Origin of the sequence: Malonomonas rubra DSM 5091 (genome assembly GCF_900142125.1) — a bacterium.
Taxonomy (GTDB): domain Bacteria; phylum Desulfobacterota; class Desulfuromonadia; order Desulfuromonadales; family Geopsychrobacteraceae; genus Malonomonas; species Malonomonas rubra.
Genome location: NZ_FQZT01000009.1, coordinates 133,665 through 148,427 on the forward strand (window position 1 = coordinate 133,665; position 14,763 = coordinate 148,427).

Genomic DNA, 14,763 nt, shown 5'->3' on the forward strand with positions numbered 1-14,763 from the left:
GGATAATAAAGGTCAAGAATTGGACGTTTGCATGCAGGAACAGTTGGAAATTATTTACCGGGATCAGTGGCTGGTGGCGATGAACAAGCCGGCCGGTCTGCTGGTTCATCGCACCAATATCGATCGGCATGAAACCCGTTTTGCCCTGCAGCTGCTGCGTCGGCAACTGAAACAGAAGGTTTACCCGGTGCACCGGCTCGACAAGCCGACGTCGGGTGTTCTGCTGTTTGCCCTTGATTCGGCAACAGCACGTCAGTTAAGCGATCAGTTTCGTGATCATCAGGTTGAAAAAAGCTACCTGGCGCTGGTCCGTGGCTGGACCGACGACAGCGATGAAATTAACTACCCGCTGGTTGATGGGCCGATTAAAGCCGCCTATGCGGTGCAGCAGAATTCAGACAAACCGCGTGAGGCGATCACCCGCTACCGGACAGTGCAACAGGTCGAGCTGCCGATCGCCGTCGGGCGTTACAGTAGCAGCCGTTACTCTCTTGTCGACGTCCATCCAGCGACCGGGCGACGACACCAGATCAGGCGGCATTTCAAGCACATCTTTCACCCGATCATCGGCGACACCACTTACGGCGACAGCAGTCATAACCGCATGTTCCGTCAACAGTTTAATTGCCATCGCCTGCTGCTGCATGCCACCCGGTTGAAGTTTGCACATCCGGTGAGTGGCGCACAGATTTCATTGGTCGCATCGCTGCCTACGGACTTTTCTGCCCAGCTTGGAGAGATCGGCCTTCATGGTGTTTGGGAAAACCGATAGCGACCATTGTTTTTATCGAAATTATCCATTTGTCACAACCACATAAATAACCGAAGATTCTCTCCAGTTTGCCATTGGGGAGAACATTTTGTTTCTGCAAAATTCTGCCAAATTTCTACAGAACCGTTTCGCTGAGGTCTTTTATCTTCTCGGCCGCTGTCTGTTGGCCGGAGTTTTCCTCTGGTCCGGGTTGAGCAAAGCTTATCGACCGACAGCCTTTGCCGAAACGGTTGGAGCCTACGGCCTGCTCCCTGATCCCCTTGTTTTCCCTGCAGCAATTTTGCTGATCGTTGCCGAAGTGATTGTCGGCATCGGTTTGTTGATCGATCAAAAGGGGGCGCTTTCTGCGACAACCTTGCTGATGCTGCTTTTTATGGCGGTTCTCGGTTACGGGATCTATCTCGGTCTGGATATCGATTGTGGCTGCTTTGGCCCGGATGATCCGGAGGCAACCGCTTTTCACGATCTGCGTGGCGCTTTTTTTCGTGATCTGCTGTTGTTGCTGCTTATCGCTTATCTTTATCTCTGGCGTTTCGCCAATCATTCCAACAGATTCTGTTCTGTTCTCAAGGAGGTCTGAAGATGCGTTCGATTTTTACCCTGCTGCTGATTGTTTTGCTGGCAAGCCCGGTTTCTGCCTGGGATAACAAGTTTGAAAAAGAGGTCAAAACGGAAACCGCAGCGGTCAAGCTGGTCCGTGAGGTCGTGCGTGGCGGATACGATGTTGTCACCACCGACGAGCTGAAGAAATGGATTGATGACGGCAAAGAGATGCTGATCATCGATACTATGCCGTTTGAATCCAGTTACAAAAAGGCCCACGTCCCTGGTGCCGCGCAGTTCCTCTTTCCGATTCCCGACATGAACGAATGGGACAGCAAAGAGACCGACGGTAAATCGCAGCAGGACTATGAAGCGTTGCTTGGCGCCGACAAAGACAAGCTGATTGTTGTCTACTGCGGTTTTGTTAAGTGCACCCGCAGCCATAACGGGGCTGTCTGGGCGAAGAAGCTTGGCTACAAAAACGTCTACCGCTATCCCGGCGGCATTTTTGCCTGGAAAGGTGCTGACTATGAGGTTGGTACGGTGAAGTAATGCCTCTTTTTACCCGGTTCCTGGTACTGCTGTTATTCCTGCTGCCACTGACAAGCGAGGGGGCGTTGGTGCAGCTGCTGCAACCGCAGCAGCTGCACCAGTTGCAGGATCAGGTGAAGATTCTCGATGCCCGCCCCTTTGAACAGTGGCAAAAAGAGCATATTCCGGGCGCCTTGCCTCTCGACTGGCAGAGCACCACGGCGACCGATCAGCAGGATGTCGCATATCGCAAGTTGGCTAACGAGGAACTTGCAGTACAGCTTGGCAAGCTTGGTATTGACGAGTCAAGTTCGCTGGTGATTTACGGTGATGCCGACAGCAGTTGGGGCGGTGAAGGTTGGACCTGTTGGCTGTTGCGCGTTTTGGGCCATCGCGGCGAGATTTACCTGCTCGATGGTGGCGTGCAGGCGTGGAAAAAGCAGCGTGGTGAGTTGGTCGCTGCACCCCTGCCGGCAATCTCTCCAGTGAAATACAAGGTTACGGAGCGGAGCGAACTCGATATAAAAACGGCAGAATTGGTGCAGTCTTCGGAGCTGCAACTGGTCGACACCCGCTCCTTCTTCGAGTGGCTACGCGGTTCGATTCCAGGCGCGGTACGGATCGACTGGACAAATTTTTATCGTGGAGAAGATCATCGCCCGCTCAGTCGGCAGGAACTGACGGTTTTGCTGCAGAAGCATGGCATCGATCCGCAAAAGCCGGTTGCTTACTATTGTTCAGGCGGTATCCGTTCCGCATACGCCTGGACGGTACACGAACTCGCCGGGTTACAAACGGCAAAGAATTACGAAGGTGGCATGGAAGCTTGGCGAAAGCTGCGCTGATATGCTACTCAACTAAGCATGCCCGAACGCTCTCCCCTCAAAATTCTTCATATCCTGAGTCAATTGCCAGCGGCAACCGGAAGCGGTGTCTATCTGCAGGCGCTGCTGAACCACGCCGAACTGCATGGGTATCATAACTATCTGCTGGCCGGGGTTCCCGGCGACTACGAGAGCCGGGTTCAGCTGAAAAAACTGGCCAGTCATGATTATTGCGTCGTCCAGTTCGAGCAGGACCTACCCTTTCCGATTGTTGGCATGAGCGATGTCATGCCCTACCCGAGTACGCGATTCAGTGAATTGACGGCATCGGATGTGCAACTTTATCAAGACTGCTTTTCCGCCTGCCTTGAAGATGCGGTCAAACGCTGGCAGCCGGACCTGATCCATTCCCACCATCTCTGGCTATTGACCTCTTTGGCCCGGCAGCGATGCCCGCAGATTCCCATGCTGGTCAGTTGTCATGGTTCAGATCTGCGCCAGTTTGTCAATTGCCGTCACCTGCAGCAGGAGGTTTTGCAGGGGTGCCGGAAGGTTGATGCTGTTTGTGCGCTTAGCGGGCCGCAAAAGGAAGATATTCATCAGCTTTACGGAATAGATGCTGGCAAGATTCACATTGTTGGTGCTGGATACGACAGAAAGAAGTTTTCTCCCTCTACGGCAGGTAAAAGCGGCAGATTGCAGATTATTTATGCCGGCAAACTCAGCCGGGCGAAAGGGGTGCCCTGGTTATTGAAGGCTCTGCTACCGTTGGAGGAGGATTTTATTTTTCACCTGGTTGGTGACAGTGACGGCCATGAAAAGCAGGACATTCTGCAGTTAGCTGAGCAGCTCGGGCAAAAAGTTATGATCCATGGCAACCTTGAACAGCAGGAGCTTGCCGTACTGATGCGCCAATCTGACCTGTTCGTGTTGCCCTCATTTTTCGAAGGCTTGCCGCTGGTTTTACTGGAAGCACTCGCCTCGGGCTGTCGTCTTGTTACCACTGCACTCCCGGGAGTGGTGGAGTTGTTCGGCAACCTGAACTCGCCATGGATTGAACTGGTGAACTTGCCGAAAATGGCTGGAATCGATTCGCCGGCACAGGAGGGTGAAGAGGTTTTTATCTCTGCGCTGCGAAGAGCTCTGCAAGCTCAGATTCGGTCACTGAAAAAAGAGCGGAACCAGTCTTTCCCGACGGAGATTCAGTCGTTGCTGGAGGAATACTCCTGGGGGGGGATTTTTTCTAAAATCGAAACGCTTTATAATCAGCTATTGCTGAAATGAGATAGCGACTGCTGCGATGTCGTCATGCATTTTAAAACGGGGATAGCGACGACATTCCGGGTCGTGTTTCTCCCGTTTGCGGATTTCCTGTTTGACTTTTTCCAGTCCGCCTTGCTGATAATAATCTGCCAGCCAGCAAAAATCCGGTTCTTCCGCCGGGTTCTCACCGGGCGGGAAGAGCCCGTCTGTAAAAATCAACAGGTGCGCTATTCCTGCCAAAGAGCATGAGCCGGTCTGGAAAAAATCGAGCGCAGCCTGTTCGCCGTTCAGGGCACCATAAGAACTGTTCATCTGGCGGCGCACTTTCACCAGTTGGGGGTGAAGGGCTTCACGGGGTTGGGGAGTGTTGTCCGCCAACAGTTGCTGCCACTTCTGCAGGGTTTCCCGATCGTGATTATGGTAGCTGGTGAGCAGGCGACAAGCACCGGACTCTTCAATTGCCAGGATCTGGCAATCTCCACTTTGCAGCCACTCGATGGAATCGTCCTGCAAGCGGCATACGGCGGCGCTGGTGCTCCAGCTTTTAAGGCGATCGGAGCTTTCAACGCCCATTGCGGTCATCTGCAGTTGTAGCTTTTTATTGGCCCGTGAACCGAGTTCGAAGAGAGATGAATCGTTTCTGGAAAATTCCTGGCTGACGAGGCGGGACGCCCACCATGCTCCGGTTTTACCGAGGTAGCGATCAGAAACCAGACTTGATGCGCCGTCAAACACACCGAACAGGTTGTCTGAACATGTCAGGCTGTCTTCGTTTAAAGCACTGGAGCCTTGCTCGTAAACAAGCTCGATATTGTTGATTTTCCCTCGCATCGGCAACCCTGAATCTATTTGATGATGCAATTGTATATTTATGTGACCGATTTGTGAAATTGATAAAATCAATAGCCAGGGGAGGATGTCAGTCTTTTTTCCGATAGATATTTTAGCTTTTTCTGGGGGTAGAGTTTGCCAGGTAGGAGCCGGTGACCACCAGTGCCCCTCCTGTCAGCAGTGAGAAGGTCAAGGGCTCACCCAGAATCAGGGTTGCCAATAGCACGCCATTAACCGGAACGAAGTTGATGAAGACCGCCGCTCGTGATGCTCCTATGATCTGAATTCCCTGAAAATACCAGAGGAAGCCGATGACGGTGCCAAACATTCCGAGATAGAGAAGCGCAATCAGGGCTTTCGGTGGATAATTGACGACAGCTGCCAGATCTCCCTGTAGCAGCATGGCACAGAAAAGTAGAATAGTTCCGGCAATTGACGAGTAGCAGACCGAAACCAGCGGGGAAAGCCCTTTCATCGCTGTTTTACCAATGATCGAGTAGAGCGTCCAGGAGATGACGCAGCCGAATATCAACAATTCGCCACGGCCAATACCGCTATCAAATACTGTCAGAGGTTGTCCTCGGGTTATTACGATGATGGCACCGCTGAGCGAGAGAAAAATGCCGAGTATGCGCCGTTTCGGCAGCGGTTCACGATAGATCAGCGCTGAAGCGATGGTGATAAAAACCGGGTTAAGCGCAATGATCAGTGAAGCGCGTCCAGCAGCGATCAGGGTCAGGCCGTTGAAGAAGAACAAGTTGTAGGCAAGAATGCCGCTAGCGCCGAGGGCGATCACCACCAGCAGTTGCTTGACATCGATGCGTTGCAGAGATTCCCGCGTGATGGTGATGGCCAGCAGCAACAGTGAGGCGATGGCAAAGCGGAAAAAGGCCGCCGAAACCGGATCGACCACACCGGAGAGACTGCGCCCGGCGACGAAAGTGCCGCCCCAGAAGAAGGCGACCAAGTAGAGGCGAATATACGTGGAAATCACAGCAGTTCTTTGCGCCGGAAGCAGTCGATGGTGTGGTCATTGACCAGCCCGGTCGCCTGCATGTGAGCGTAGATGGTAGTTGAGCCGATGAACTTGAAACCGCGTTGTTTCAGGTCTTTGCTCAACAGGTCCGATTCTTTCGACGTTGCTGGGATTTCATTTCCGCTAAGCGGTGCATTGTCGATCGGCTCGCCGTCAACAAAACGCCAGATATAATCGCAGAAACTGCCGAAATCGTCCTGAACCTGCAGAAACTTCTGCGCATTGTTAACCGTTGCGTTGATCTTCAGTCTGTTACGGATTAAGCCCGGATTCTGCAAAAGCTCGGCAATCTTCTTATCATCGAACCGGGCGATAAGCTCCGGGTCGAAACCGGCGAAAGCCTGCCGGTAGTTTTCACGCTTGCGCAGCACGGTATACCAGGACAACCCGGCCTGTGCTGATTCCAAGGTGAGAAATTCAAACTGGGTGCGGTCATCGTGCACTGGTACGCCCCATTCATCGTCATGGTAACGGATGTAGTCCGGTTTGCTCAGATCGACCCAGGGGCACCGACGCTTCTGGTCCATATTCTCCCTCTGTATGTGCCTTTTTCTCCAAATTAGCATGCGGCAAAGCGTAAGCAATAGTTAATAATTGTGTTAGACTTTCAAATTGAACCAAGCTTAAGTTGCAACCTGCGATGGGATGTTGCCATGAAGAAAAAAACCGCTGCTCCATTGATCGGTTTTCTGGTTTTCCTGTTACTAGTTTTGCTCCTGTTTTTTGTTGAGGATGCAGAAAAGCAGCGTTACCGGGAGGTGCTGCGTTCCCAGACCACCAGCAGGCTGAGTCAGCTACGGGCAGAAATTGAAGCAGGTATCAACGTCGATTTTTACCTGACACGCGGGCTTATTGCCTATATCGCGACCCATTCTGGACTCTCTCAGGACAGCTTTCAGCGCTGGGCGAACAATCTTCTTCAGCATCGTCATTCCATCATCAATATTGGCATTGCGCCAGATAATATCGTCTCCTTTGTCTATCCACTGGAAGGAAACGAGCGGGCGATCGGGCTGGATTACACAAAGAACAAAACGCAGTGGCCATCCGTCAAGCAGGCGATCGAAGCGCATAAAACAGTTGTAGCCGGGCCGGTTAATCTGGTTCAGGGGGGCGTTGCTTTTATCAGTCGAACCCCGATTTATATCGACAAAGGCGAGAGCGAAGGTGACAAAACCTATTGGGGCATGGCCAGTATCGTTATCGATAAAGACAGGTTATTGCGCGCCGCGGGTTATTATGCTTTCGCTGACGAGTTCCAGGTTGCACTCCGTGGTGTTGATGGCAAAGGCGCCGCTGGTGACGTTATCGAAGGGGCGACAGAGATTTTTGAACGGCAACCGGTCCTGCTTGACGTCAATTTGCCTGAAGGGAGTTGGCAGTTGGCGGCGATTCCGCTCGGTGGCTGGCTGCAGCCCTCCCCCCGGTTGTGGTGGTTTCGCAGCCTGGGCCTGTGTCTGGCTGTTATCGCTGGGCTCGGTATGTACGTCTGGCTGGTGAGGGTCGATCGAACACAGCGCAAAGTTGAGCAGGCGTGGCTGCGAGCCGAGCAGGCGAACAAAGAATCGCAGAAGCAGCAGAGTTTCCTGAATGCCGTTATCGAAAATATACCCCATGTTACTTTTGTCAAAGATGCTAAAGAGCTGCGTTATCTGCGCTTTAACCGGGCGGGAGAAAAACTGACCGGGCTGTTTGAAAAGGATCTGCTCGGAAAAAACGATTACGACCTGTTCAGTAAAGAAGAGGCAGACTTCTTTATCGCCGAAGACCGGAAGGTGCTCGAAAATAAAAAAATGCTCAGTATCGCCAGGGAGAAGGTTTCGACCAGGAACAAAGGCGAGCGGTTGATGCATACCAAGAAGATTCCGATCCTGGATGCGGATGGAACACCGGAATATCTCTTGGGAATCGCTGAAGATATTACTGAGAGGTGTCAGGCGGAAAGCGATCGGCTGAACCTGGAGAAACAGCTGTACCAGGCGCAGAAGATGGAGGCGATCGGCCTGATGGCTGGCGGTGTCGCCCATGATCTGAACAATATTCTTGCGGCAATAACCGGCTACCCAGAGCTGATACTGCGGAAACTGCCAGCAGACAGTGATTTGCGCAAGCCGTTGCAGACCATTCTCGAATCTGGAAAACGGGGGGTGGCGATTGTTGCCGATATGTTGACGGTTGCCAGAGGAGCTGCCAGCGTGCGGGAAAAGATCAACCTGAATCACCTGATTGCGGAGTATCTCGAGTCTCCAGAATGCTTGAACACGAAAAAACATTTCATAAACGGCTCGATCGATGCCGACCTGACCACTGACTTGGTACCGATTCTTGCTTCACCGGTGCATATCAAGAAATGCCTGATGAACCTTGTGAACAATGCTGTTGAAGCGATGGCTGGTAAAGGCCGGGTTACCTTGACAAGCTGGAACGAAACGGTTGTTGGCGAAAGTCGCAACGGTCACCACTTGGTAGATGGCAAGTATGTCGTTCTGCAGGTTGCAGATGACGGCCCCGGAATTTCGGGAGTTGATATCGAACATATTTTCGAGCCGTTCTATACCAAAAAAGTGATGGGGAAAAGCGGCACCGGCCTCGGACTGACTGTTGTCTGGAATACGGTGAAAGACCATAGCGGCAGAATATTTGTCAGCAGCAACCCAGGCGAAACCGTTTTTTATCTCTATTTTCCTGCTTACAGCGGTAACGATTCTGCTGGCGAAGTGACAGAAGAATTGCCAACCTTCTCCGGTCAAGGGCAGCGCGTTCTGGTCGTGGATGACGAAGAACATATGCGGGATATCGCTTGCAGAATCCTGGAGTTGGCTGGCTATCAGCCGATTGCTGCCAGCAGCGGGGAAGAGGCGATTTCCTATGTCGCTGCGACCCCGGTTGATCTGCTGGTGATCGATATGTTGATGGAACCGGGGATCAATGGCTGTGAGACTTACCGCAGAATTGTTGCACGTAATCCTGGCCAAAAGGCACTGATTGCCAGCGGTTACTCGGAAAGTGAAGAGGTTCGGGCCGCCTTGAAACTCGGTGCGTCCCGTTTTATCAGCAAGCCCTACAGCATCGACCAACTTTGTCAAGCTGTGCACGACGCTTTAAGTGAAGAGGGCGAAAAAACTGCCGGAGTCTGAAGTGGGCGAATCTCAACTTTATCATATCGGTTTCAGCAAACAGGACCTGGGAGAACAGGTGCAGGCTGTCCTGCTCTGTGGTGATCCGCAGCGAGCACGACGGATTGCACAAGAGACCGACGGTGTCGACTGCCTGCAGGTTTTATCGGAAAATCGTGGTCTCAACAGCTATCTTTGCAGGTTGCCGGACGGAACAAGATTCATCTCTGCGACCTCCGGCATGGGTGCGCCATCCCTGTCGATTGTGGTCAACGAACTGGTTCAGGTCGGTCTTCATCAGATTATCAGGGTTGGTACCTGTGGCGGGATTGCCGATCAGGTCAAGGTGGGGAGCCTGGTGATTTCGCAGGCTGCACTTTGCCGTCAGGGCGCTGCTGCTGATATCGCTCCGCGCGATTACCCGGCTGCTGCTGACCCTTTTTTGACCGTTGCGCTGGTCGAGGCCGCACAGAGGCTGGGGCTCGATTATCATCTTGGAGTGACCGCCAGTGTTGATACCTTTTACGAGGGCCAGGAGCGCACCGATTCCGCCAACCCGCAGCTGCTGCGATCGCTGCAGGGGGTGACCGAAGAGTACCGGCAGCTGAAAATCCTCAACTACGAAATGGAAGCGGCAACCCTGTTCAAAATGGGGCTGGTCTACGGTTTTTCCGCCGCCTGCGTCTGTGCTGTTCTGGCTGAGCGTTGCAGTAGTGAAAAGGTGAATGTCGAGATGAAAAAACAGGCCGAAGAGGGTGCTGTAAGGGTGGCATTAAATGCTTTGAAAAAATGACTTTCTGCGAAGATTTATTTTCTTGAGAAGCCGTCTTTTTGTGTCTATAATCGCCTAAAAAATGCTTTAAAGGAAATAAATATGCGCAAAATTGCCGTTCTCGCCTACGATAACTGCCTGCTCTCCGGGATCGCCGGACAGCTCGATCTTTTTACTATTGCCAACTGGGAACAGCGGCGCCGGAAAGAGCCGCCGTTTTGCCGCCACGAAATCGTCGCCCTCGACGGTGAACCGGTGACCAGTTTCAACCGTATGCCGGTGTCAGCGAATCGTTCGCTGGCCGAATGCCAGGATGCCGATTTGATCCTGGTCCCGGGGATGATGGGCCGACCAGAGCAGCTTTTCGAACAGAAAGAGTTGATTGCCTGGCTGAAACAGCAGGCGCAGCGCGGTGCGATCATCGCCAGCGCCTGTTCCGGTGCCTTTTTGCTGGCAGAGACTGGTTTGTTAAAAGGTCGTGAAGCAACCACCCATTGGCAGCTGGCTGACCGCTTTCGCCGCCGTTATCCGAAGATCACGTTGGACATAGATCGTCTGATCATTGACGGCGAGGACTATCTCTGTGCTGGCGGGACCAGTGCCCACCAGGACCTGGCGCTTTACCTGATTGAAAAATTTGCTTCCAAGCAGTTGGCCAAGGCTTGCGCGCGGATGATGCTGATTGATAACAGCAAGCGCGACCAAGCGCCTTTCGTCAATTTCCGTGGCAGCAAAAGCCATGGTGATGCACCGATTCTGAAAGTACAACAGCTGATTGACAAAAATTTCCGCGGCAAAGTGGTGGTCAAGGAACTGGCACTGGCTTCGGGTTTGAACGAGCGCACCTTTTTGCGCCGTTTCCGCAAAGCGACCGGTGAATCGCCGCTGGAATACGTTCAGCGTATGCGGATCGAGCAGGCAAAAAAGTTGTTGTCGGGCAGTGAGTGGCAGCTTGAGCAGATTACCAGAACCGTTGGTTACGAGGATGTCAGCTCGTTCCGCAGACTTTTCAAGCAGATTGTCGGCATGTCGCCGACCGTCTATCGTCAGCGCTTTTCGGCTGATTAAACCTAAGTCCTTTTCTCAGGCGGCTTTGCCAGCTCGCATGCCGAGCAAGGTATGAATCAGCAATGTGGTAAGGATGAGACATCCGGCGACCAGGGTCAGTGATTCGGGAATTTCGTGCAGTACCAGCCAGACCCAGATCGGGCCGAGAATGGTCTCGATCAGCAGAATCAGGCTGACTTCCGGGGCTGGCAGGTAGCGTGGTGCGATGGTGATCAGGGCGAAGGAGACCGGTAGCAGTAAGCCGCCGAGCAGCAACAACAGGCTGGCATCCTGTGGGCTAACTTGCAGCGGTGCTGCGCCACAGAGCAGGGCGATCGGCAGGACGCTGAGGTTGCCGATCACATTGGCCGGGATCATGTTGACTTCTTTGCCGCTGCGCAGAATAACCAAGTTAGTCGCCCACATGCAGGTTGCGCCGAGAGCGAGGAAATCTCCCAGCAGAAACCCACTGGAAAGGCTGCCGGAGAAAATCAGCACGATCCCGCCGAAACAGCAGAAAATGGCTAGCCAGGTACGGCGAGCGATCTTTTCCTTTAAAAACAGGTAGCTGAACAGGCTGCTGATGACCGGCGTTGCCGCTAGAATGATCAGGGTGTTGGCGGCGGCGGTCTGTTTCAGCGAGTTGACGAACAGGATTGAGCCGAGCAAAATGGTACTGGCAGAATAAAGACCGGCCGTGCCGACGGCACGGAAGCTCTGCAGGAAACGGCTGCGGTAGTTCAGAAACAGCAGCAGCGAAGTGGTCAGGGCGGTCAGCAGGCAGCGCCAGAACAGCAACGACCAGATATCGGCATCGATCAGGCGCACCATCAGTGCATCCGGGCTGAGGATCAGCACCCCGGCAATGGCAATCAGCAATCCTTTGGTATGTTCAGAGCGGCCCATGGCGGCGATTGATCGCACATGGACAAGCGAAAAGCAAGGAGAAACAGGCTATTTCTTCAGCCAGTGAAGAAACTCGCGATCGACCTCGTCCCCGTCACCAATGTTCAATTCCAGCAGGCGGCGCAAATGGCCCATGGTGGCTGCGTCTTCCGAGACGAAAAGGAAGCCGTAAAATGCCCCCCGCTGGTGGATCAACTCACCGTTAAACTCTAGGGTCAGGTTGGATGAGGGCAGGGTGATGCTGATGTCACACTGCTGGTTGACTGCCAGTGGCAACTCCAGTTCGCTTTTGAACAGGGCCCCTTGCAGGGCAAGATCGATCAACTCGCAAGGGTAACTGTTGTCGCTGATATTCAATTTTGCTTCAGTGTGAAAACTGATACGCCGATAAAATCTCTGTTCACTCATCCGCGACTCCTCAAGCAGGCGATTGCTGCGGTGATTGTTGTCTGCAACGCCTTCGACATTGAGCGGCAAAGTCATAGGCAGTGTGACCTGATGGTTAACAAGTCTAGCAGGAAATTGTACTATTGCAGGAATGCACAGTCCTGAATGCGGAATTCGCCCTTGCGGAGCTGACGGCTCAGGAGTACATTACCTTAATAATTTTAAATCTTCTGTCCGGAAAAACAACCTTCCCGGGCAAATTTCTCCGCCAAAGATTTGGAGAGCGTTCTATGCGGCACGTAAAAATAATCCTGATGACCTTTCTGCTTCTGGCCCTGTTGCTGCCGACAATCGGCTGGGGCAAGCAGGCGCAAGAATTTGACAACAACCGGGCGCGGCTGCTCGGCCATATGATCCAGCAGCAGTTGAGTCGTAACCATTACAGCCAGAAGCCGACTGATGACAATTTGTCGCATGCTGCTTTCGATCTGTACCTGAAGCAGCTCGATTTCCAGAAACGTTTTCTGCTGCTGGAAGATGTTGCCCAACTCAAAGGGTACCAGGATCTGATCGATGACTCGATCCGCCGTGGCCGGCTGGAATTGCCGAAGACTGGCCGCAACCTGCTGATTCAGCGCATTGACCAGGTAGAGAAGATGACTGAAGAATTGCTGCAGGAGAAGATCGATTATCAGCTGGAAGAGGCGCTGGAGACCGATCCGGAGAAGCTGACTTTCGTTGCCGACGAGAAACAGCTGCGCGAGCGTTGGCGGAAAATTCTTAAATTCCAGATTCTTTCGCGCTACCTCAACCTGCGTGAAGACGAGGTGGGTGTCGATGATGACGGGGCCCTGCTCCCGGTAACGGCGGAAAAAGAACAGGAGCTGTTGAAGCAAGCGGAAGAAAAGGTCGCCAAGGCGAATCAAAGCATGTTCCAGCGGATGCGTGACGAGACGGTTCAGGATCACTACGATCGCTATCTAAACGCCATCGCCCGCGCTTTCGATCCGCACACCAGTTATCTGCCGCCAGAAGGCAAAGAGGATTTCGATATCCAGATGAGCGGGTCGCTCGAAGGGATCGGTGCCACCCTGCGCGAAGATGACGGCTACATCAAAGTAGTGAAAATCATCCCCGGCAGCGCTGCTTACAAGCAGGGGCAGCTGGAAGCCGACGATATCATTCTGAAGGTCGGAGAAGGCTCCGCCGAGCCGGTCGATATCACCGATACCCGCATTCGCGATGCGGTTGCGCTGATTCGCGGCAAAAAGGGGACCGAGGTGCGTTTGTCGGTGAAGAAGCCGGACGGTCGCCGTCTGGTGATTCCGATTGTCCGCGACGTGGTTGAAATTTCAGAAACATTCGCCAAGGGAACCACTATCCGGGACGAAGAGAGCAAGCGGACCTTCGGTTATGTAAAGATTCCTTCTTTTTATCGTGATTACAGCGGTAAGACCAATCGCAATGTTACTGACGATCTGCGTGATGAGCTGAAAAAACTGAAGAAAGAAAACATCTCCGGTTTGATTCTTGACCTGCGCAACAACGGTGGCGGTTCCCTGTCCGATGCTGTCAGTGTGACCGGTCTGTTCATCAAAACCGGCCCGGTCGTGCAGGTGCGTAGCGGTGATGGTCGCATCCGGGTGATGAGCGACGACGATCGCGGTATCGAGTACGATGGCCCGATGATCGTGCTGGTCAATCGCTTCAGCGCCTCGGCATCAGAGATCCTCGCCGGTGCTTTGCAGGATTACGGTCGCGCCCTGATTGTCGGTGATGAACACACCCATGGCAAAGGGACGGTACAGGCGCTGCTCGATCTCGATCGTTATGTTAACCTGCGCGGGATGGAGAAGTACATGCCGCTCGGGGCGGTGAAAGTCACGATTCAGAAGTTCTACCGCATCAGTGGTGAATCGACACAGGAGAAGGGGGTGACCCCGGACGTGGTCCTGCCGTCGCGACTCGACGGGCTGGAGAGTGGCGAAAAATACCTCGATTATGCATTGACCTGGGACCATATCGGCTCCGCCGATTATCAGCGCTGGAAAGCCTCGCCCCAGAACATTGATAAGCTGAAGCAGCTCAGCAGTATGCGGCTGGGAAAAAGTGAAGATTTTCACGAGATCATTGTCGCAGCTGAAGAGGCGAATGCCCGCCGGGAGCAGACTGAGCAATCTTTGCGGCTGAGCGATATGGTTGCAGAGCGGGAAAAACTGCGAAATGCCGAAGAAGGTCTGTCCCCCCACAGCGCGATGGGCGCCGGCATGGATAATGATAAAGACAAAGATCCACCAAGCCTCGATGAGGAAATCGCTGAAGATCCTTACGTCACTGAAGGCAAGCTGTTGCTGTTGAATTTGCTGGCAAGTTGAGGTTGATAAAAGAGCCGCCTGGAAATGGGCGGCTCTTTTTATTGGTTCTGTCCCGTCCTGAAATAAGTTTACACCTTGGAGGCTTATGATGGACAAGTCAGACAGACAGCGAAAGAGACGTACTCAGCGTGATTACACCATGGGCTTTAAGTTGAAGGTGGTTGATGCCGTAGAAAAAGGCGACATGAGCTACAAGCAAGCTCAGAAGATCTATGGCATTCAGGGGCGCTCAACCGTGCTAACATGGTTGAGAAAGCATGGAAAGATGGACTGGACCCAGCCTGTGAGGCACGTTATGCCCCAATCACCCAAAGACAAAGAGACTCCCGCCCAGAAAATCAAGCGACTTGAGCGCGAACT

15 protein-coding genes are annotated in these 14,763 nt (G+C 53.1%); 10 read left to right on the top strand and 5 right to left on the bottom strand.

Annotation, left to right across the window (positions count from 1 at the left end):
* The first annotated feature begins 31 nt into the window (after nucleotides 1-31).
* The 5 genes from BUB13_RS12815 (at nucleotide 32) to BUB13_RS12835 (ending at nucleotide 3,954) form a co-directional block, all read left to right on the top strand.
* Nucleotides 32-772: a pseudouridine synthase gene (locus BUB13_RS12815; RefSeq protein ID WP_072909162.1), complete on the top strand. Its 741-nt coding sequence runs from the start codon at nucleotides 32-34 to the stop codon at nucleotides 770-772.
* Nucleotides 773-860: 88 nt separating this feature from the next.
* On the top strand, nucleotides 861-1,352 hold the full coding sequence (locus tag BUB13_RS12820) for a MauE/DoxX family redox-associated membrane protein (RefSeq protein ID WP_208610169.1): 492 nt from the start codon (nucleotides 861-863) through the stop codon (nucleotides 1,350-1,352).
* Nucleotides 1,353-1,354: 2 nt separating this feature from the next.
* Entirely contained in the window at nucleotides 1,355-1,867 is a 513-nt protein-coding gene (locus BUB13_RS12825; RefSeq protein WP_072909163.1) for a rhodanese-like domain-containing protein, read from the top strand.
* Nucleotides 1,867-2,691 (top strand): sulfurtransferase, encoded by an 825-nt coding sequence (locus BUB13_RS12830; RefSeq protein ID WP_072909164.1) that lies wholly within the window; start codon nucleotides 1,867-1,869, stop codon nucleotides 2,689-2,691. The genes BUB13_RS12825 and BUB13_RS12830 overlap by 1 nt, the downstream gene beginning before the upstream one ends.
* 18 nt (nucleotides 2,692-2,709) lie before the next feature.
* A complete protein-coding gene (locus BUB13_RS12835) occupies nucleotides 2,710-3,954 on the top strand; it encodes a glycosyltransferase family 4 protein (RefSeq protein WP_072909165.1) in 1,245 nt (414 codons plus the stop codon).
* Here the strand turns inward: BUB13_RS12835 and BUB13_RS12840 are convergent.
* From BUB13_RS12840 to BUB13_RS12850, 3 genes are all read right to left on the bottom strand, one after another.
* Nucleotides 3,940-4,764 carry a protein phosphatase 2C domain-containing protein gene (locus BUB13_RS12840; protein ID WP_072909166.1) on the bottom strand — a complete coding sequence of 275 codons (825 nt, stop codon included), beginning with the start codon at nucleotides 4,762-4,764 and terminating at the stop codon, nucleotides 3,940-3,942. The genes BUB13_RS12835 and BUB13_RS12840 overlap by 15 nt on opposite strands.
* A gap of 112 nt (nucleotides 4,765-4,876) precedes the next feature.
* A complete protein-coding gene (locus BUB13_RS12845; protein WP_244151873.1) occupies nucleotides 4,877-5,758 on the bottom strand; it encodes a DMT family transporter in 882 nt (293 codons plus the stop codon).
* Nucleotides 5,755-6,327, bottom strand: coding sequence for a DNA-3-methyladenine glycosylase I (locus BUB13_RS12850; RefSeq protein WP_072909167.1), 573 nt, complete (start codon nucleotides 6,325-6,327; stop codon nucleotides 5,755-5,757). Before BUB13_RS12850 ends, BUB13_RS12845 begins: the two co-directional genes overlap by 4 nt.
* A 126-nt stretch (nucleotides 6,328-6,453) precedes the next feature.
* On the opposite strand from BUB13_RS12850, the gene BUB13_RS12855 reads away from it, so the two are divergent.
* From BUB13_RS12855 to BUB13_RS12865, 3 genes are all read left to right on the top strand, one after another.
* Complete coding sequence (locus BUB13_RS12855; RefSeq protein WP_072909168.1) at nucleotides 6,454-8,937, top strand: response regulator; 2,484 nt, start codon at nucleotides 6,454-6,456, stop codon at nucleotides 8,935-8,937.
* Nucleotide 8,938: 1 nt separating this feature from the next.
* On the top strand, nucleotides 8,939-9,709 hold the full coding sequence (locus BUB13_RS12860) for a nucleoside phosphorylase (RefSeq protein ID WP_072909169.1): 771 nt from the start codon (nucleotides 8,939-8,941) through the stop codon (nucleotides 9,707-9,709).
* A gap of 81 nt (nucleotides 9,710-9,790) precedes the next feature.
* On the top strand, nucleotides 9,791-10,756 hold the full coding sequence (locus BUB13_RS12865; protein ID WP_072909170.1) for a GlxA family transcriptional regulator: 966 nt from the start codon (nucleotides 9,791-9,793) through the stop codon (nucleotides 10,754-10,756).
* A 15-nt stretch (nucleotides 10,757-10,771) separates the two neighbouring features.
* On the opposite strand, the gene BUB13_RS12870 is transcribed toward BUB13_RS12865, so the two are convergent.
* Both BUB13_RS12870 and BUB13_RS12875 read right to left on the bottom strand, forming a co-directional pair.
* The gene (locus BUB13_RS12870; protein ID WP_139249381.1) at nucleotides 10,772-11,659 is read right to left on the bottom strand and encodes a DMT family transporter; all 888 of its coding nucleotides are present in this window, start codon (nucleotides 11,657-11,659) and stop codon (nucleotides 10,772-10,774) included.
* A 30-nt stretch (nucleotides 11,660-11,689) separates the two neighbouring features.
* Complete coding sequence (locus BUB13_RS12875) at nucleotides 11,690-12,124, bottom strand: PilZ domain-containing protein (protein ID WP_072909172.1); 435 nt, start codon at nucleotides 12,122-12,124, stop codon at nucleotides 11,690-11,692.
* A gap of 194 nt (nucleotides 12,125-12,318) precedes the next feature.
* Between BUB13_RS12875 and BUB13_RS12880 the strand changes: the two genes are divergently transcribed.
* Together BUB13_RS12880 and BUB13_RS12885 are read left to right on the top strand one after the other, a co-directional pair.
* A complete protein-coding gene (locus tag BUB13_RS12880) occupies nucleotides 12,319-14,403 on the top strand; it encodes a carboxy terminal-processing peptidase (RefSeq protein ID WP_072909173.1) in 2,085 nt (694 codons plus the stop codon).
* Between the two features lie 88 nt (nucleotides 14,404-14,491).
* Nucleotides 14,492-14,763, top strand: a 272-nt coding sequence (locus BUB13_RS12885) for a helix-turn-helix domain-containing protein (RefSeq protein ID WP_072909174.1), incomplete at its 3' end; no start/stop codon positions are given.